This window comes from Dyella sp. 333MFSha, assembly GCF_900102405.1.
Classification (GTDB): domain Bacteria; phylum Pseudomonadota; class Gammaproteobacteria; order Xanthomonadales; family Rhodanobacteraceae; genus Luteibacter; species Luteibacter mycovicinus.
The window spans coordinates 340,204-358,512 of sequence record NZ_FNBR01000001.1 but is presented as its reverse complement, the minus strand read 5'-3'; the positions used below and the strand labels follow the sequence as shown (position 1 = coordinate 358,512).

19 protein-coding genes are annotated in these 18,309 nt (G+C 66.0%); 9 read left to right on the top strand and 10 right to left on the bottom strand.

Annotation, left to right across the window (positions count from 1 at the left end):
* Nucleotides 1-4: 4 nt before the first annotated feature.
* Nucleotides 5-1,456: an aldehyde dehydrogenase gene (locus BLT40_RS01510; RefSeq protein WP_090350913.1), complete on the top strand. Its 1,452-nt coding sequence runs from the start codon at nt 5-7 to the stop codon at nt 1,454-1,456.
* Nucleotides 1,446-1,868 carry a RidA family protein gene (locus BLT40_RS01505; RefSeq protein WP_090350911.1) on the top strand — a complete coding sequence of 141 codons (423 nt, stop codon included), beginning with the start codon at nt 1,446-1,448 and terminating at the stop codon, nt 1,866-1,868. Before BLT40_RS01510 ends, BLT40_RS01505 begins: the two co-directional genes overlap by 11 nt.
* 16 nt (nt 1,869-1,884) lie before the next feature.
* Here the strand turns inward: BLT40_RS01505 and hutG are convergent, their stop codons facing one another.
* The 3 genes from hutG to BLT40_RS01490 all read right to left on the bottom strand — a co-directional run bounded on the left by hutG (nt 1,885) and on the right by BLT40_RS01490 (nt 5,384).
* Nucleotides 1,885-2,679: an N-formylglutamate deformylase gene (gene hutG / locus BLT40_RS01500; RefSeq protein WP_090350909.1), complete on the bottom strand. Its 795-nt coding sequence runs from the start codon at nt 2,677-2,679 to the stop codon at nt 1,885-1,887.
* A 16-nt stretch (nt 2,680-2,695) separates the two neighbouring features.
* Nucleotides 2,696-4,057 carry a glutathione-disulfide reductase gene (gene gorA / locus BLT40_RS01495; RefSeq protein ID WP_218124508.1) on the bottom strand — a complete coding sequence of 454 codons (1,362 nt, stop codon included), beginning with the start codon at nt 4,055-4,057 and terminating at the stop codon, nt 2,696-2,698.
* A gap of 67 nt (nt 4,058-4,124) precedes the next feature.
* Nucleotides 4,125-5,384, bottom strand: a complete 1,260-nt coding sequence (locus BLT40_RS01490; RefSeq protein WP_090350906.1) for an NAD(P)/FAD-dependent oxidoreductase — start codon at nt 5,382-5,384, stop codon at nt 4,125-4,127.
* Between the two features lie 188 nt (nt 5,385-5,572).
* Between BLT40_RS01490 and BLT40_RS01485 the strand changes: the two genes are divergently transcribed.
* Both BLT40_RS01485 and BLT40_RS01480 read left to right on the top strand, forming a co-directional pair.
* A complete protein-coding gene (locus tag BLT40_RS01485) occupies nt 5,573-6,094 on the top strand; it encodes a C40 family peptidase (RefSeq protein WP_090350904.1) in 522 nt (173 codons plus the stop codon).
* Between the two features lie 126 nt (nt 6,095-6,220).
* Nucleotides 6,221-6,673, top strand: coding sequence for an organic hydroperoxide resistance protein (locus tag BLT40_RS01480; RefSeq protein ID WP_079522109.1), 453 nt, complete (start codon nt 6,221-6,223; stop codon nt 6,671-6,673).
* A 140-nt stretch (nt 6,674-6,813) separates the two neighbouring features.
* Here the strand turns inward: BLT40_RS01480 and BLT40_RS01475 are convergent, their stop codons facing one another.
* Nucleotides 6,814-7,302 carry an FKBP-type peptidyl-prolyl cis-trans isomerase gene (locus tag BLT40_RS01475; RefSeq protein ID WP_036117288.1) on the bottom strand — a complete coding sequence of 163 codons (489 nt, stop codon included), beginning with the start codon at nt 7,300-7,302 and terminating at the stop codon, nt 6,814-6,816.
* Between the two features lie 53 nt (nt 7,303-7,355).
* Nucleotides 7,356-8,591 (bottom strand): MFS transporter, encoded by a 1,236-nt coding sequence (locus tag BLT40_RS01470; protein ID WP_079522110.1) that lies wholly within the window; start codon nt 8,589-8,591, stop codon nt 7,356-7,358.
* A 128-nt stretch (nt 8,592-8,719) separates the two neighbouring features.
* Between BLT40_RS01470 and BLT40_RS01465 the strand changes: the two genes are divergently transcribed.
* From BLT40_RS01465 to BLT40_RS01455, 3 genes are all read left to right on the top strand, one after another.
* Nucleotides 8,720-8,995 carry a hypothetical protein gene (locus BLT40_RS01465; RefSeq protein WP_079522111.1) on the top strand — a complete coding sequence of 92 codons (276 nt, stop codon included), beginning with the start codon at nt 8,720-8,722 and terminating at the stop codon, nt 8,993-8,995.
* Nucleotides 8,996-9,057: 62 nt separating this feature from the next.
* Nucleotides 9,058-9,720: a class I SAM-dependent methyltransferase gene (locus tag BLT40_RS01460; RefSeq protein WP_090350902.1), complete on the top strand. Its 663-nt coding sequence runs from the start codon at nt 9,058-9,060 to the stop codon at nt 9,718-9,720.
* Nucleotides 9,721-9,948: 228 nt separating this feature from the next.
* A complete protein-coding gene (locus BLT40_RS01455; RefSeq protein WP_079522113.1) occupies nt 9,949-11,361 on the top strand; it encodes a DEAD/DEAH box helicase in 1,413 nt (470 codons plus the stop codon).
* 42 nt (nt 11,362-11,403) lie between these two features.
* Here the strand turns inward: BLT40_RS01455 and rimJ are convergent, their stop codons facing one another.
* Nucleotides 11,404-11,958, bottom strand: a complete 555-nt coding sequence (gene rimJ, locus BLT40_RS01450) for a ribosomal protein S5-alanine N-acetyltransferase (RefSeq protein ID WP_090350900.1) — start codon at nt 11,956-11,958, stop codon at nt 11,404-11,406.
* Nucleotides 11,955-12,803, bottom strand: a complete 849-nt coding sequence (fghA, locus tag BLT40_RS01445) for an S-formylglutathione hydrolase (RefSeq protein WP_090350897.1) — start codon at nt 12,801-12,803, stop codon at nt 11,955-11,957. The genes rimJ and fghA overlap by 4 nt, the downstream gene beginning before the upstream one ends.
* 148 nt (nt 12,804-12,951) lie before the next feature.
* Between fghA and BLT40_RS01440 the strand changes: the two genes are divergently transcribed.
* Nucleotides 12,952-14,817, top strand: a complete 1,866-nt coding sequence (locus BLT40_RS01440) for a DEAD/DEAH box helicase (RefSeq protein ID WP_090352489.1) — start codon at nt 12,952-12,954, stop codon at nt 14,815-14,817.
* Between the two features lie 69 nt (nt 14,818-14,886).
* On the opposite strand, the gene BLT40_RS01435 is transcribed toward BLT40_RS01440, so the two are convergent.
* The gene (locus tag BLT40_RS01435) at nt 14,887-15,231 is read right to left on the bottom strand and encodes a YkgJ family cysteine cluster protein (protein ID WP_090350895.1); all 345 of its coding nucleotides are present in this window, start codon (nt 15,229-15,231) and stop codon (nt 14,887-14,889) included.
* 10 nt (nt 15,232-15,241) lie between these two features.
* On the bottom strand, nt 15,242-16,132 hold the full coding sequence (locus BLT40_RS01430; protein WP_090350893.1) for a KPN_02809 family neutral zinc metallopeptidase: 891 nt from the start codon (nt 16,130-16,132) through the stop codon (nt 15,242-15,244).
* Nucleotides 16,133-16,235: 103 nt separating this feature from the next.
* Between BLT40_RS01430 and BLT40_RS01425 the strand changes: the two genes are divergently transcribed.
* Nucleotides 16,236-16,667: an MAPEG family protein gene (locus tag BLT40_RS01425; RefSeq protein WP_090350890.1), complete on the top strand. Its 432-nt coding sequence runs from the start codon at nt 16,236-16,238 to the stop codon at nt 16,665-16,667.
* 45 nt (nt 16,668-16,712) lie between these two features.
* On the opposite strand, the gene BLT40_RS01420 is transcribed toward BLT40_RS01425, so the two are convergent.
* Nucleotides 16,713-18,290, bottom strand: a complete 1,578-nt coding sequence (locus BLT40_RS01420; RefSeq protein WP_036111640.1) for a hemolysin family protein — start codon at nt 18,288-18,290, stop codon at nt 16,713-16,715.
* Between the last annotated feature and the right edge of the window lie 19 nt (nt 18,291-18,309).

Genomic DNA, 18,309 nt, shown 5'->3' with positions numbered 1-18,309 from the left:
AGCCATGATCGTTCTCGCCAACCTCATCGACGGGAAGGCACGCGCGCCACGGGGCGATCGCTATCTCGACGTCATCGACCCGGCCACGAGCCACGTCTTTGCCCGGTGCCCCGATTCCGATGCGGCCGACGTCGCGGACGCCCTGAGCGCCGCCTCACAGGCCGCCGCCGGATGGGCGTCGACCCCGGCCGACGCGCGCGCCGCGTGCCTGTCCCGTCTTGCCGATCGGATCGAAGCGCGCCTCGCCGCCTTCGCCGCGGCGGAGTCGCAGGACAGCGGCAAGCCGCTCGCTCTCGCACGCACGCTGGATATCCCTCGTGCGATCGCCAACCTTCGTTTCTTCGCGGCCGCCGCGACGCAATGGAGCAGCGAGTCGCACGCGATGGAGCGCGGCGCCATCAATTACACGCTACGGCTTCCCCTGGGCGTCGTCGGCTGCATCAGTCCGTGGAATCTTCCGCTCTATCTGTTCACGTGGAAGATCGCCCCCGCGCTGGCCGCCGGCAACACCGTGGTGGCCAAGCCTTCGGAAGTGACGCCGTATACCGCATGGCTGCTCGGCACGCTGGCCTGCGACGCGGGCTTCCCGCCTGGCGTCCTCAACATCGTCCACGGGACGGGGCCCGCCGTCGGCGAGGCGGTCGTCACGCACGAGGGCGTCAAGGCCGTCTCGTTCACGGGCAGCACGCGCACGGGTATCGCCATCGCCTCCGCGGCGGCGGCGCAGCTCAAGAAGGTGTCGCTGGAGCTCGGCGGCAAGAATCCCACTGTCGTCTTCGACGATTTCGATTTTTCCGACGCGGCGATGAGCACGATCGTCCGTTCGGGCTTCGCGAACCAGGGTGAAATCTGCCTCTGCGGATCGCGCCTGCTGGTGCAGCGAAGCATCTACGAGCGTTTTCGCTCGGCCTACCTGGAGCGTGTCGGCGCACTGCGTACCGGCGATCCAAACGACGCGACGAGCGATCTCGGCGCGCTGGTCTCGCGGGCGCACTTCGACAAGGTCATGGGATGCATCGAACGTGCGCGCCAGGAAGGCGGACGTCTGCTGACAGGAGGAGAGCGCGTGCAGGTGGACGGTCGCTGCGCAGAGGGCTGGTTCGTCGCACCCACGGTCATCGAAGGGCTGCCGCCGGAGGCGGCGACCAATCAGGACGAAATCTTCGGCCCGGTCGTTACGCTGATCCCCTTCGACAGCGAGGACGACGCCCTGGCGATCGCCAACGGTACGAATTACGGGCTGGCCGCCTCGGTGTGGACGCGGGATGTCTCGCGGGCACACCGGTTTTCGGCGCGCCTGCGGTTCGGCATCGTCTGGGTCAACTGCTGGATGCTGCGCGACCTGCGCACGCCTTTCGGCGGCTCGGGTCAGTCGGGTATCGGCCGCGAAGGCGGCGTCGAAGCCATGCGTTTTTTCACCGAGGCCAGAAATGTCTGCATCGACCATGGGTCATGACGTCATCCGTGTCGGGGGCGCACCGAAGCCCGTCGGCGCTTATCCGCACGCCCGGCGGGTGGGTTCGTTGCTCTTCCTCTCAGGCATCGGCCCGCGTGTACCCGCGGACAATTCGATCCCCGGCAACGTGGTCGATGCGGACGGAACGCTCGTCAGCCACGACATCGAAGCGCAGTGCCGCCAGGTGTTCGCCAATGTTCGCGCGGTGCTCGAAGCCAGCGGCGCCCGGTTCGAGGACCTGGTCGATGTGACGGTTTACCTGACCGATATGGCGGGCGATTTTGAAGCGTATAACCGGCTTTACGCGGAGGCGTTCGCGGGGGTGGATGCGTGCCGCACCACCGTGGAGGTGAATGCGTTGCCTACGGCGATCGCGATCGAGCTGAAGTGTGTGGCCGCATTCACTTCGTAGGCGTTCGCCAGAACGCTCAGGAAACCGCGGGAACCGACGCCAGACACACCTTCAGCATGTCGCCGATCAACGCCTGCACCCCGGCCGCCTTCCTGGGCAGATACTCGAACGACTCCTCGTCCATGTAGTTGATCTGCGACAGCTCGAGCTGGATCGCGTCGATACCCTTGTCCGGTCGTCCGTAATGACGGGTGATATGCCCGCCCTTGAAGCGCCCGTTGACGGCAAAGCTGTAGTCGCCCTGCCCCTCGAGCACGCCGACCAGCGCCTCCTGCAACCCGGGCGAGCAACTGGCGCCATCCGCCGTACCGATATTGAAATCCGGCAGGCGACCGTCGAACAGCATCGGCACTTCACTGCGGATCGAATGGCCTTCCCACAGCACGACACGTCCAAACTGCTTGCGCAGGCGGGCGATCTCGTCGCCCAGAGCCTGGTGGTACGGTTTCCACCAACGCGTCACGCGATCGGCGATCTCGGCCGCGTCGGGCTCGGCACCCGGCCGGTAGATCGGGCTGCCGTCGAACATGACCGTCGGCGCCAGGCCGGTCTCGGCCTGCCCGGGATACAGGGCATGCCCGTCAGAGGGACGGTTGAGATCGACCACGTAGCGGGACGCGAAAGGCTTGATGACGCTGGCGCCCATGCTCCGGGCGAAGTCATATAGCTCGGCCACGTGCCAGTCGGTGTCCACCGAACGGCGTGCCCGGCGCTTCATGCGGGCGCCGATATCGTCGGGAATGGCGCTGCCGTTGTGCGGCAGGCTGATCAGGAGCGGCGCGTTGCCGCGATGAAGGGTGTACGGAATCATGGGCTCAGTGTAGCGCTCAACCGGGCACGCGATCGCCCATGGTCACCATCTCTTCGGCCGATGTCGGATGCACGGCCAGGGTGGCGTCGAAATCCTCCTTGGTGGCACCCATCTTGATGGCCACGGCGAAGCCCTGGAGGATCTCGTCCACGCCGGGGCCCAGCATCTGCATGCCGACGATGCGCGAGTCTTCGCCGGTGCAGATCAGCTTGAAGCGGACCTTCATCGGTCGCTGCGCCAGCGCGAGCTGCATGGGCACGAACGATTGCTTGTACAGGTGCACGTCCGCGCCATAGGCCTCCCGGGCCTGTTCCTCGGACATGCCGACGGTGCCCAGTGGCGGATGCGAGAACACGACGGTAGGAACGTTCCGGTAGTCGAGCCGCGCGTTCGGTTTGCCTCCGAACAACCGGTCGGCCAGCTTGCGCCCGGCGGACACGGCCACCGGGGTCAGCGCCAGCCGCTGGGTCACGTCGCCCACCGCATAGATCCCGGGCACGTTGGTGTTCTGAAAATCGTCGACTTCGATGTGACCCTCGTCATCGGTCGCCAGACCGATGGAGCCGATATCGAGCGACTCGGTATTCGCCTCGCGACCCACCGCCCAGACCAGCAGATCGTACGGACCGGGATGACTGCCCTTGTCGCAGTCGAGCAAAAGGACGCCGTCTTTTTCGTGGACGGCGTCGATCTGGCACGTGTAATGGATACCGATGCCATGCTTCTGCATCTCCTCACCCAGCTGGTACGAGATCTCCTCGTCGAAGCCACCCATCAGCCTGCCGCGGACGAACAGGTCGACCTCGCTGCCCAGAGCGCGAAGCACACCCGCGAGCTCGACGGCGACATAGCCACCGCCGACGATCGCCGTACGTTTCGGGCATTCGCGCAGCTGGAAGAACCCGTCCGATGTCACACCGAGGTCGAAGCCGGGCTTATCGAGCTTCTTCGGTGTCGAGCCTGTGGCGATAACGATGTGCGGCGCGGTGAGTTCCCGTTCGCCCGCGCGGACGCGATCCGGCGCGACGAAGCGTGCGCGCTCGTGAACCAGCGTGACGTGTGCCTTGTCGAGCGACTGACGATAACTGGCGTGGATATGCTCGATATAGTCATCGCGCCGGTCGATGAAGCGAGGCCAGTCGAGACTGCCGGGCTTCTCATGGAAACCATAGTCCACCGCGATGTACTGGGCCTCGGACATCTGCGCCGCGTACCACATGGCCTTTTTGGGCACGCAGCCCGCGTTGACGCACGTGCCGCCCAGCTCCGACGGTTCGACGAGCGCCACCTTCGCGCCATGTTTCGCCGCGCGTATCGCCGCCGCGAGGCCGCCCGATCCGCCGCCGATCACGATGAGGTCGAAGGCTTCCACAGTCATAAGAGCTTCCAGATATCAAATGGGGAGGCTAACGCCGCGCGAGTGAAGCCGACGACTGCGCGGCGGTTCACAGGTCGAAACGCGAGGGCGCATAGGGTGTCGGATCGAGTGACGGCGCCGGTCCGGAGAGGAGGTTCGCCACCAGCTCGCCTGTGGCGGCCGACATGCTGATTCCGAGCATGCCGTGCCCCGTGGCGTAAACCAGATTGGACCAGCGCGAACTCGGACCGATGATCGGCAGCTCGTCGACGCTCATGGGCCGCCAGCCCCACCAGGGTGTCACTTCACCGCGTCCTTCAGGCTCGCGCAGGTAGGCGGCCGCGCCACGACGCAGCGCGTCGATGCGAACCGGATTGAGCCCTTCGTCGAAGCCCGAAAACTCCATGGTGCTACCGAGCCGGAAGCCGGTCGCCCAGGGGGTGACGCACACCGCCGCCTCACGTAGCACGAGCGAATGCGTGGGCGACTGCGCGGGCGGCGTGTCCCAGGTCAGCGAGTATCCCTTGCCGGGCTGCATCGGCAGACGGATATCGAGCAGTCTGCCGAGCAACGGCGACCACGCGCCCAGCGCCATCACCACGCGATCCGCGTAGAAAACACCACGCGTGGTCCTGACGTGTGAAATGCGGGCCCCATCGAAGCCGAACTCGTCCACGCGCGCGCCCGTCTCGATCGCGCCGCCGAGTTCGCGCACGCGCCGTGCGAGTTCGGCGACGAAGCGGTCGGGTCGCAGACGCGCATCGCCCGGATGCAGCAGGCCGCCCACCACGCCGTCACGCAGGGAAGGCTCCAGCGCGAGCACGTCGTCGCCCAACAGCACGCGGACGTCCATGCCCAGGCGCCGCAGCAGTTCCACATGGGGCCGGTCCGCCTGCACGCTCCGCTCGTGGCGATAGACATAGAGTTCGCCGACCTCCTCGAACTCGCAGGCCATCCCCTCGCTCCCGACCAGATCGGCCAGCAGCGCGCGAGATCGGGCCAGGATGGCGCCACGCGCTTCCCCGGCCTGCTGATAGTCGCGCCACGTACAGCGCCGCGCGAAGCCCAGCAGCCACCGCGCGCGCGCGATGTCCGGCCGGGGGCTCACGTAGAGCGGCGCATCGCGGTGCCAGAGCGAACGCAACGCGGTGCCGACCATGCCCGGCATGGTCAGAGGGCCCGCATGGCTGGGGGTGATCGTGCCGCAGTTGCCGTGGGAGCTGCCGCTGCCCGGCAGCCCCTGTTCGAGCACCCGCACGCTGGCTCCGGCCTTCAGCAGGTACAGCGCGCAGGCCAGGCCGATCACGCCGCCGCCCATGACCAGCACATCGCTTCGGGATCTATCCATGCACGTAGTTTAACGGTGTGAATGGCCGCGGCCGGCCTGTCCGGAACATAAACTCGTGCGCTTTAACAGGTATTCCCTGTAAGCCATTGGTTTTGCTAGTCTGACTCATGCCGATCCTTACAGGGGATATGCCCGTGCATCCCGCGTTACCCGCATCACCCCGCCCATCGCGCTTTCTTGGCCCGGTCATGCTTGGCGTTTGCCTCAGCCTGCTGGCCGCCTGCGGCAGTGCCCCACACAAGCGCTCGTCGTCCCAGCAGCGCAATCCCGCCTCCGCGGTACCGCTGGCGAAGAACCTCGAATGGTCGACGCGCCCCGCCGACGCGCCGCCGGCCGATGCCGCCAACGACGTCCTGTTCCGTGCGATCGGGCTCGTAGGCACGCCTTACCGCTGGGGCGGAAACACGCCGCAGGGCGGCTTCGACTGCAGCGGCCTGATCAACTACATCTATCTGACCTCGACCGGCCTCCGCCTGCCGCGCACCTCCCAGGAAATGGCGGCGCTGGACAAGCCCAAGGTCGACGAGTCGGCCCTCGCCAGCGGTGACCTCGTGTTTTTCGGCCGTGGTCATGTCACCCACGTGGGCGTCTACGTCGGCAAGGGTCGTTTCGTCCACGCCCCAAACTCCGGCGGCACGGTACGGTTGGACGATCTGGATGGCGCTTACTGGAAGCAGAACTTCGTCTACGGGCGTCGCGTCCTTAACTGAACGAATGGCAACGAACCCGGTACGCCTCGGTTAATTATATTGCGCGCGATTTAATTGCGTGCTTATATACGTTCCACGCCCGGCAGCTCCGGGCCCCTGACTCCCCTACACACAAAGGACAACGCCATGAGCAACCTCTCGAAAGTGCAGAAGATTCTTTACACCGCCCACGCCAAGGTCGCCGGCGGCCGCGAAGGTCACGTCGAGAGCGACGACGGCCTGATCAAGCTCGACCTCCGCCTGCCGAAGGAAATGGGTGGCAACGGTGGCGGCAGCAATCCGGAGCAGCTGTTCGCAGCCGGCTATGCCGCCTGCTTCGAGGGCGCGGTCCGCTTCGTCGCCGGCCAGAAGAAGGTCAAGGTCGACGGCGCGTCGGTCGCCAGCAGCGTCGGGATCGGCCCGCGTGAAGGCTCCGGCTTCGCCATCCAGGTCAAGCTCGAGGTGAGCCTGCCGGGTGTCGACGACGCCACCGCGCAGGACATCGTCAAGACCGCGCACGAAGATGTCTGCCCGTATTCGCACGCCACCCGCGGCAACGTCGATGTGGACGTGTCGGTGAACGGCAAGTCGCTGGCGTAATCGCCGCGCGGACGTGATCGAAAAAAGACGGCGCCTGCATAGGGCGCCGTCTTTTTTCGTTCTCCGGAGAACCTGGCCTACCTTCAGGCAAGAAAAAAGCGCCCGAAGGCGCTTTCGTCGTAACGCACTGAAGCAAAGGCTCAGTGCTCGCCGTCACCCTTCGGGTGGGCGTGGCCATGGGCCAGTTCTTCTTCGGTCGCGTCGCGGACGACCTGCACGTCGACGTTGAAGGTCAGGTGCTTGCCGGCCATCGGATGGTTGAGGTCGATGTCGACCACGCTGGAGCCGATCTTCTGGACCACGACGACACGGTTGCCGCCTTCCTTGAGGGAGAGCACGGTCGAATCGCCGACCTTGAGGCCCTTGCCCTGCTGAGGGAAGTACTTCTTCGGCACGCGCTGGGTCATGCCTTCCTGACGCGGGCCGTAACCCTGCTCCGGGGCGATTTCGATGTCGAACGTATCACCCACCGACTTGCCCTCGAGGCCCGCTTCCAGGCCCGGGATGAGCTGGCCATGGCCCAGCAGGATCCACAACGGTTCGCCGCCCTCGACCGAGCTTTCGACTTTCTCGCCGTCGACGGTGAGCGTGTAGTGGAACGAGATGACCTTGTCCTTACCAGCCTGCATGTTGGTTTCTACCGGATGAAAACGCGGCATTTTACCGGCCGCGGGCCCCGGCGTCACGCGGCGTCACGGTCCTTGCCGAAGCCGACACCTCGCGCTTCGGGTCCCAGCCACGTCAGCAGGGCCAGCAGGGCCGCCACGACGGCGATCCAGGTCGACATGGCGAACGCGAAATCGCCCCCACGCTGCTCGGCCAGCCAGGTCTGCGCGGTGGCGGTGATCGCCGCGAGCAGATTGCCCATCTGATAGGCAAAGCCCGGCAAGGTCCCGCGGACGGCGTCGGGCGAGAGCTCGTTGAGGTGGGTAGGAACGACACCCCAGGCGCCCTGCACCATCACCTGAATAAGGAACGCGCCGAGGCCCAGCAGCAGCAAGGAGCCTCCGTAGGTCCACAACGGAATGACCGGGATGGCCAGCACCGCCGCGATGATGATCGCCTTGCGTCGCCCGATCCGCTCCGACAACGAGCCGAAGGTCAGGCCACCGAACAAGGCGCCGAGGTTGAGCAGCGCCGTCAGCATGAAGGCGGTGCCGGAGCCCGCCGGAATCCTCAGCGTCTCCTGCACGAAGGTCGGATACATGTCCTGCGAGCCGTGACTGAACATGTTGAACGCCGCCATAAGAAGCATCAGATAGATGAAGAGCTTCCAGTGACCGCGCATGGAGACGAACACGCTCTCCCGGGCCTTCGACCGGCGACCTTCCCAGACCGGGGACTCGGGCACCTTGCGGCGTATGTACAGCACGAGGAAGGCAGGAAGGGCCCCCACGATGAACAGCCCGCGCCAGCCGATGTGGTCGACCAGCAGCCAGTTGACCAGCGCGGCGAGAAAGAACCCGCACGGGTAGCCACTTTGCAGCAGCCCTGATACGAAGCCTCGCGACCTGGCGGGAATGGACTCCATGGCCAGCGAGGCGCCGATGCCCCACTCACCGCCCATGGCGATTCCGAACAGAAAGCGCAGGCCAAGCAGGATGCCCAGACTGGGCGCGAAGGCGCAGGCGACCTCGAGCACCGAAAACAGGACGATGTCGAACATCAGGACAGGACGGCGACCGTAACGGTCGGCCAGTCGTCCGAAGATCAGCGCCCCGATCGGACGCGCGGCCAGTGTGAGGAACAATCCGTAGGTGACCTCCTGCTTCGGCACGTTGAACTCGTGAGCGACGGCAAGGATCACGAAGGTCAGCAGGAAATAGTCGAACGCATCGAGCGTCCAGCCCAGGAAGCTGGCCAACACGGTGTGTCGCTGTGTATGGTCCAGATCGCGCAGGGCGGCGGGGAGCGGCATGAGAATTTCCTCATCGAGATTCGGGCCGCGCCGAGGCTAGCACAGCGCGAAAATCCAACGGGCACCTCACGATCCGGCGACGGGTCATCGCTAAAACTGGTGCTTTCGCCACGACAGACGGAGGACTCATGAAGTACTCGCGATCCATCGTTTCATTTGCCGTTCTGACCGCGTTCTGCGCCGGTACCGCCATGGCGCAGACCGACAGCGGCGCGCCCTCGTTCGCCGATCTCTCGAAAGACGGCAAATCCATCAAGCGCAGCGACCTGCCCAAGGACAACGATGCGCTGAAGGAAATGCGGGCCCATTTCAACGAGGCCGACACCAACCATGACGGCAAGGTCGATAAGGGCGAATACGACGCCTACATCGCCAAGGGCAGCCAGCGACCTCAGCAGAACTAGCCGTCACGACCGGGTGCCGCGTATGGTGCCCGGTCCTCCTTCAGGAAAGGACACCTCGCCGCATGAGTTCCGATACCCGGATCCGACGCCGGATCGCTTCACGTTTCAGCCGCCGTGGCGACCGCCTCTACATTCACGGCAAGCTGGCCAGCGATCCCGTCTATGCGGCTACCGCCCAGGCCATCTCGGGACGTCGCCTGCCGATGCTGGATATCGGTTGCGGGCTTGGCCTCCTCGGCCACTATCTCCATGCCTGTGACGCGCTCGATGGTTATGTCGGCATCGACCACGACCCGCGCAAGATCGCTATGGGCCGCGAAGCGGCGGAACGGGCCGGACTCGGCGAAGCCATCGCGCTGCGCGAAGCCGATGCCACGGCGGCACATCCCCTGCGCGGACACGTCGCCATGCTCGACGTGCTGCACTACCTGCCCAGGGAACGCCAGGCGGACCTTTTGTCGTTCGCCGTCGACCACCTCGCCGAAGATGGCGTGCTGATCCTGCGCAACGTCATCCGGGACGGCACGTGGCGATACCGGGCTACCGTGCTGGAGGAGAAATTCATCAAGGCGGTCGGCTGGATTCCCGGTGGGGCTCAGTACTTCCCGACCGAGGCGGATATCCGCGGGGTGCTGGAGCCCAGGGGGATCCGGGTGGATTTCCGCCCCTTGTTCGGGCGGACGCCCTACAACAGCTACCTGATGACGGCCTCGCGGCGGAGCTGAATCGCCGATCCCCATTTGTGCACCGCAATAAGGTATACTGCGCGAGTCGAGAAGCGCTCCGACTCCCTTGCGGACCCCCGGCGTGGAGATTCTCCCGCCCGTTCCCCCACCCCCGGAAGCGCGCTCGACACCGGCCAGCCTGCTGTCTTCGTCATGGTTAGCGGCCGCCAATCCATAACTCGCAGCGCGGTTCCAGGGAACGCTCGAGTCAAGCAGGAGCTCCACCCCATGTCTTTCGATTCGCTGGGCCTCGCGCCCGCGTTGCTGCGTGCCCTTTCCGAAGCCGGCTACGAGAAGCCGACGCCGATCCAGGCAGCCGCCATTCCCCAGGTCATCGCCGGCCACGACCTCATGGCCGCCGCCCAGACGGGTACCGGCAAGACCGCCGCATTCGCTCTGCCGCTTCTGCAGCGCATCGCCAACGAAGTGCGTGGCGAGAAGGCGCGCCCGATCCGCGCGCTGATCCTCACCCCGACCCGCGAGCTGGCCGCCCAGGTGCAGGACAACCTGCGTGACTACGGCAAATATCTTCCGCTCTCCAGCACCGTCATCTTCGGCGGCGTCGGCATGGGCAACCAGCTGCACGCCCTGCGTCGCGGCGTCGACATCGTCGTGGCAACGCCCGGCCGCCTGATCGACCACATGCAGCAGCGCTCGGTGAACCTGTCCAAGGTCGACGTGCTGGTGCTCGACGAAGCCGACCGCATGCTCGACATGGGCTTCCTGCCGGCGCTCAAGCGCATCCTCGCCGCCGTGCCGAAGGAGCGTCAGACGCTGCTGTTCTCGGCCACCTTCGCGCCGGAGATCAAGGCGCTCGCCCAGCAGTTCATGCGCAGCCCGCGCGAGATTTCGACCGCTCCGGCCAATACCGTCGCCAACACGGTCACGCACCGTGTGCACCCGGTCGACGCCGCGAAGAAGCGCGACCTGCTGCTGCACATCCTCTCGCAGGACAGCCGTCGCCAGACGCTGGTCTTCAGCCGCACCAAGCATGGCGCCGACAAGCTGGTCCGTCACCTGGAGCAGTTCGGCATCAAGTCCGCCGCGATCCACGGCAACAAGAGCCAGAATGCCCGCACCCGCGCCCTGTCCGACTTCAAGACCAACCGCATCACGGTGCTGGTCGCGACGGACATCGCCGCCCGCGGTATCGACATCGATCAGTTGCCGGTCGTGATCAACTTCGACCTGCCCATGGTCGCCGAGGATTACGTGCACCGCATCGGCCGTACCGGCCGCGCCGGCGCGACGGGCGAAGCCATCTCGCTGGTCAGCCACGATGAGTCGGGCCTGCTGCGCGATATCGGCCGCCTGCTCAAGACGGACCTCGAGATCGCCAACATCGCCGGCTTCGAGCCGAGCACCCCGCTTCGCCTCGACGCAGGTGCGCCGCGTCCGAAGCAGGGTGGCGGCCAGCAGCGCCAGCCGCGTGCGCAGAGCGGCGGCAACGGTGGCGGCCGCCCGGCCGGCAACGGCCAGGCACGTCAGGGCGGCGGCGGTACGGGTGGTGGCAACGGTGGCGGTCGTCCGCCGTCGCATCGTCCGCATGGTCATTCGGCTGCCGGCACCGGTGAGAACACCGGCAGCCACAAGCGTCGCCGTCAGGGCCGCGGTGGCCGTCCGGCGACCAACAAGGCCTGACCGGTCGCGCGGGGATAAGCCTGGCCGGACAGCCGGTCCTGCTTATCCCTGCGCCCTGACCTTCGCGGTCAGGACATGGTCTTCCCACAGGCCATCGATCTTCAGGTAACGCTTCGCATAACCCTCTTTCTCGAAACCCAGGCGCTGCAGAAGGCGTCCGCTTCGCTCGTTGCGCGGCATGTGGTTGGCCATCACCCGATGGAAGTCCAGAGGGCCAAACGCATAGCGGATAGCCGCATCCAGTGCTTCGAACATCAGGCCCTGCCCCTCGTGGCGCCGGGCGATGCCATACCCCAGGTGACACGCCTGAAACACGCCACGGACGACGTTCGCGAACGTGAAACTCGCGATCATCTCCGCGCCATCCGGGGTCAGTACCGCGAAGGGATAACCGCGGTCGGCACGGGCCGCTTCCAGCCCGGCTTCGATCGCCAGCCGGCATCCGTCGAGCGTGTAATGCGCCTCCGTGCGCAGGGGCTCCCAGGGAGCCAGGTGCTCGCGGTTCTCGGTCCGGTAGCGTCGCAACACGTCAGCCTCCTCGACATCGAGCAGGCGGATCACCGTACGCGACGTGCGCATGCGGATCGGCTCGCTCATGCGGTCAGTGCTTTCGCGTGGTGACGGAGGTGGTCTTCGACGAAGGTCTGGATGAAGTAGTAGCTGTGGTCGTAACCCGGCTGCATGCGCAGCTTCAGTTTCTGACCGGCCTCTTCGCAGGCGGCTTCGAAGCGCTGCGGCTGGAGCTGGCTGACGAGGAAGCCATCGGCTTCGCCCTGATCGATGAGGATCGTGCCGTCGAAGCGCGCGCCGGCGGCGACCAGTTCGGTGGCATCGTGCTTCGCCCAGGCCTTGCGGTCGGCGCCGAGGTAGCGAGGGAACGCCTTCTCACCCCAGGGCACGGAGCCCGGGGCGACGATCGGAGCGAATGCGGAAACCGAGCGATAACGGCCCGGATTGCGCAGCGCGATGGTCAGCGCGCCGTGACCACCCATGGAATGACCGAAGATGCCTTGCCTGCCCATGTCGAATGCGAATCGTTCCGCCAGAAGGCGCGGCAGTTCGTCCACGACATAGGTGTACATGCGGAAGCGGGACGACCAGGGTGCCTCCGTCGCATCGAGATAGAAGCCTGCGCCTTCGCCGAATTCCCAGTCGCCGGTGGCGCCGGCGATGCCGGTATCGCGCGGACTGGTATCGGGCATGACCAGCGCAAGGCCGAGTTCCGCGGCGATGCGCTGGGCACCGGCCTTGATCGTGAAGGTTTCGGCCGTGCACGTGAGCCCGGCAAGAAAACAGACCACCGGCACCGGCCCGTTTTCGGCAGCCGGCGGCAGATAAACCGCAAAGCGCATGGGGCCGCCGCACGCCTCGGATTCATGCGAATAGAAGCCCTGCAATCCACCGAAGCAGCGCTGCTCCGACACCGTTTCGATCGCCGACATGCATCTCTCCTATCCGAAAACTGACCGGGAAGTGTAACGCCGGCGTGACAAGTGGCCACATACCACAACGAACAGCGCACATCGCTGCTACAATAACGCTACTGCCGGCGCGCGAATGTCGCCGTCGCGCCCCCTCTTCGAGGTCGCCATGTCATCCCCTGAAACAGACAACGCTCCGGCATCGCCCGGCTTCAGCGCGCTCGCGCTCGACGCTAACGTCGTGCGCGCCCTGACCGAGGTGGGCTATGAAACCCCCTCCCCCATCCAGGCCGCGACCATTCCGGCCCTGCTCGAAGGCCGTGATGTCATCGGCCAGGCCCAGACCGGTACCGGCAAGACCGCGGCGTTCGCGCTGCCGGTGCTGTCGCGTATCGACCTGCGGGCGGGCAACAAGCCGCAGGCGCTGGTGCTCGCCCCCACGCGCGAACTGGCCATCCAGGTGGCCGAGGCGTTCCAGAAGTACGCCACCTACCTGCCTGGCTTCCAGGTCCTGCCGATCTACGGCGGCCAGAGCTACGGGCCGCAGCTGCAGGGTCTGAAGCGCGGTGCCCAGATCGTCGTCGGCACCCCCGGCCGCGTCATCGACCACCTCGACAAGGGCACGCTGGATCTTTCCGCGCTGCGCTTCCTCGTGCTGGACGAAGCGGACGAAATGCTCCGCATGGGCTTCATCGACGACGTCGAGAAGCTGCTTCAGGCGACCCCGGAGGGCCGTCAGGTCGCCCTGTTCTCCGCGACCATGCCGGCGCCCATCCGCCGCATCGCGCAGACCTACCTGAAGGACCCGGTCGAAGTCACGATCAAGAACAAGACCACCACCGCGGCCAACATCCGCCAGCGTTACTGGTGGGTCAGCGGCGTGCACAAGCTGGACGCGCTCACCCGCATCCTCGAAGCCGAAAGCTTCGACGCCATGATCGTGTTCACCCGTACCAAGTCGGCCACCGAAGAACTCGCCAGCAAACTGCAGGCGCGTGGTTTCGCCGCTGCGGCGATCAACGGCGATATCGCGCAGGCCCAGCGTGAGCGCGTGATCGACCAGCTCAAGACCGGCAAGCTCGACATCCTGATCGCGACCGACGTCGCGGCGCGCGGTCTCGACGTCGAACGCATCAGCCACGTGCTGAACTACGACATCCCGCACGACACCGAGTCGTACGTGCACCGCATCGGCCGTACCGGCCGTGCCGGTCGCAGCGGCGAGGCGATCCTGTTCGTCACCCCGCGTGAAAAGAACCTGCTCCGCCAGATCGAGCGCGCCACGCGCCAGCCGATCGAGCAGATGCAGCTTCCGACCATCGAAGCGGTCAACGACACGCGCGTCAACAAGTTCAACCAGAAGATCTCCGACACGCTGGCTACCGGCGACCTCGGCCTGTTCCAGCAGCTCGTAGAAAAATACGAGCAGGAGCACAACGTGCCGGCGATCGAGATCGCCGCCGCGCTGGCCAAGATCGCCCAGGGCGACCAGCCGCTGCTGCTCGAGCCGCCCGCCAAACGCGAGTACACCGAGCGCCCGCCCCGCGACTTCGATCGTGAGCGCCCCTCGCGTGACGACCGTCCGTCCCGCGACGGCGGCGACTTCAGCGACCGTCGCCCGGTCCGCGAAGGCATGCGCCAGCCACGCCCGCATACCACGGAAGCCGGCAAGCGTACGTACCGCATCGAAGTGGGCCACGAGCACGGCGTGAAGCCGGGCAACATCGTCGGCGCCATCGCCAACGAAGGCGGTGTCGAGGCCAGGTTCATCGGCCGCGTCAGCATCCGTGACGACTACAGCCTGATCGACCTCCCGGACGGCATGCCGGCCGAGACCTTCACGCACCTCAAGAAGGTGTGGGTCGCCCAGCAGCAGCTGAAGATCGCCGAGTGGGACGGCAAGGAAACCCCGCAGAGCGGTGGTGGTGCCGGCGCCGGTGGCGCTTCGCGTCCGCCGCCGCGCGGTGGCAACTTCCGTCCGCAGGGCAACCGGCCTAGCGGCGGTAAGCCGCCGCGGAAGAAGCGCGATTTCTGATGAATGAAAAGGCCCCGGAGACGGGGCCTTTTTTATGGTGTTTCTCCAGCGACTGCTTCAGCGAATCGTTCAGTGCCCGAAGTCCGCCGGCGTCAGCGGCGACATTCCATGCTTCACCCGCGCCTTGTCGCATTGCGGACTGGGCTGCCCGTTTTCCCACGCCGGCTGCAGGTCGTGGCATGGCGACGGCCGCACCTCATACACACCGCAATGCGCGGCAACGCCGACCTCGCCCACGAGCGATTTGCAGCGCGGTTCATAGGCATTGGTGCCGTGCATGTTCACCCGGTGCGGATCGAGATGCTCGGTCAGCGCCGACGGCACGATGCCGCCGGCGAGATCGGTTTCCATCCAATGGAAGGCCACGCGGAAGGTCGCGCAGCAGGCGCCGCAGAGAAGACAGGGGTGCGTCATGTGAGGACGGTCAGATCGTTCCGGAGAAGGTGTTGCACTTGCCGATGTCACCGGATTCGAGGCCCGTCCTGAACCACTTCACACGCTGCGCCGAGGTGCCGTGCGTGAACGAATCGGGCACGACGCGCCCCTGCGACTGTTCCTGCAAGGTGTCGTCACCGATGGCCGAGGCCGCGTTGATCGCCGACTCCACATCGCCCGGCTGCAGCCACTGCTGACGCTGGTTGGACCGGTTCGCCCATACACCGGCGAAGCAGTCGGCCTGCAGCTCCTGACGAACGGACAAGCCGTTGGCACCTTCCATGGCGGCACCGCGGCGGCGTGCGTCGCTGACCTTGTCGAACACGCCCACGAGGTTCTGCACATGGTGGCCGACTTCGTGCGCGATGACATAGGCACGGGCGAAGTCGCCGGCCGAATGAAAGCGCTGTTGCATCGTCTGGAAAAAGCCGAGATCCAGATAGACCTTATGGTCACCGGGGCAATAGAACGGTCCTACCGCCGATGACGCCGAACCGCAGGCCGTGCGCACGCCATCGCGGAACAGCACCAGCTTCGGCCGCTCGTACTGCTGACCGTTGGCGGCGAATACCTCGCCCCAGGTGTCCTCGGTCTCGCCCAGAATGGCGCGGACGAAGTCCACCTGCGGGTCATTGGCCGCGGCCTGGTCGCCCACCTGATGGGCCGGTTCCTGCCGGGTCTGCTGCTGGGACGTCGTCCCCGGGTCGCCCTGGCCGCCGAGCAGGGCCGTCGGATCCTTGAAGAACACCATGCCGATGATGGCCAGGATGATGATGCCGCCGATACCCAAGCCGCGGCCTCCGAAGCCACCTCCACCGCCACCACTGCCCTGGCCGGCGTCTTCCACGTTGTCGCTTCTACGGCCTTTTTGCCAGAGCATGGGCATCTCCTCGGTTGAAAGCGTCTCCAGCGAGACGCGGTCGGCATGATCGCATGGACCATTGCCGGTAAACTTGCGGGTTATTCAGTCCCCGGATCGCTTCATGACAAGCCAGCTTCCTGCCGTCGTCACCCTGCTCACCCTGCTACTGATGTTCTATACGGTATGGATGGTAGGCCGCGCGCGTGAACGCTATGGCATCAAGGCGCCGTCCATCTCCGGCGACCCGGCGTTCGAGCGGGCCTGGCGGGTCCAGATGAACACGCTCGAGAACGCCGTGATGTTCATCCCGGCGCTGTGGCTCGCCGCCCAGTACGTCGATCCCTTGTGGGCGGGCATCGCCGGCCTGGTCTGGCTCGCCGGCCGCGTGTGGTATGCGGTGGCGTACGTACGCGATGCCTCGCGCCGTGGCCCGGGCTACCTGGTCTCGATGGTCGCCTGGGCCGCGCTGATGCTGATGGCGGCCGGTGGCATGGGCATGGCGATCATGGAGAACAACGCGTCGCCGCCGGTGGACGACACGACGGGCGCATAAACGGCAAATCCGGGAAGGGACAGGATCCGTTCCCGGACGCGCTGCTCAGTCTTCGTCGTCCCGGGCCAGCGCCAGCACCCGGACGCGCTGGATGCGGGCACCTTCCATCGCGGTCACCTCGAACTCGAAGCCGTCGACCTCGAAGCGGTCGCCGGCGGCCGGCAGGCGGCCCAGCTGCGACAGCACGAAGCCGGCCAGCGTGGAAAAGTTGCCGTCGGCCGAACCCGGCAAGCGATGGCTGAGCAGGTGCTCGACCCGACGCACGTCGAGACTGGCGTCGAGCAGCCACGCCCCGTCCGGCTCGCTTACCGCGGAGGGATCGCCCTCGCGGGTCTCGTCCGGGAATTCACCGGCGATCACCTCGAGGACGTCGGCCGGGGTCACGAGGCCGAGGATGCTGCCGTACTCATCGACGACCAGCGCCATCTGGAGCGGCGCGCGACGGAACTCGTCGATCAGGCGGAGCACGCTCAGCGATTCCAGCACCGTGATCGGCTTGCGGACGAACTGCGCCGTCTCGAGTCGCCCGTGATCGGCCAGACTGGCCAGCAGGTCGCGGGAGGAAACCACGCCCACGAGCTGGTCGAGATCGCCCTCCGCCACCAGCATCCAGTGGTGCGCGGACTCGCGCGCCTCGGTGAGCAGTGTCGTCAGGTCTTCGCCCGGGTCGACCCAGACGATCTCGGTACGCGGCGTCATGATCGAACGCACCGGTCGCTGGGACAGGTCGAGTACGCCCTGGACCATTTCCAGTTCGTCCTGACCGAACACCGCCGCCTCGGACGCCTCCGTGCGCGCCTCGTGCTTGCCGTTCTCGCCTTCCTCGTCCGACCGCCCCCCGAGCAGGCGCAGGACCGCCTTGGCGGTGCGGTCGCGCATGGCGCGCCCGCCGACCAGGAGGGAACGATGACGATTGCGCCGCATCGTCTGATTGAACACCTCGATCATGATCGAGAAACCGATCGCGGCGTACAGGTAACCCTTGGGAATGTGGAAGCCGAAGCCTTCCGCGATCAGGCTGAAACCGATCATCAACAGGAAGGACAGGCACAGGATCACCACCGTCGGACGCGCGTTGACGAAGGTGGTCAGCGGCTTGCTGGCGGTGATCATCAGGGCCATGGCGATGACCACACCGACCATCATGATCGACAGATGGTCGACCATGCCGACGGCGGTGATCACGGAATCCAGTGAGAACACGGCGTCGAGGATGACGATCTGCGCCACGACCAGCCAGAAGCTGGCCCGACGACCGGCCTTGCCGCCGTCGTCGTCGTCGGCCTCGAGCCGTTCATGCAGCTCCAGCGTCGCCTTGAACAACAGGAAGGCGCCGCCGATCACCAGGATCAGATCCCGCCAGGACAGGCCGAAACCGTTCCAGTTGAAGAGGGGTGTTGTCAGCGTCACCAGCCAGGACATGGCGGCGAGCAGGCACAGGCGCATCACCAGCGCGAGGCCAAGACCCAACAGACGCGCGTGGTCGCGCTGGCGGGCGGGCAGTTTGTCGGCGAGGATCGCGACAAAGACGAGGTTGTCGATACCGAGCACGATCTCCAGCACGATCAACGTGAGAAGACCCGCCCAGGCCGAAGGGTCGGCAAGCCAGTCGAATGCGAACATGGGACGGCGCGTCGAGGCG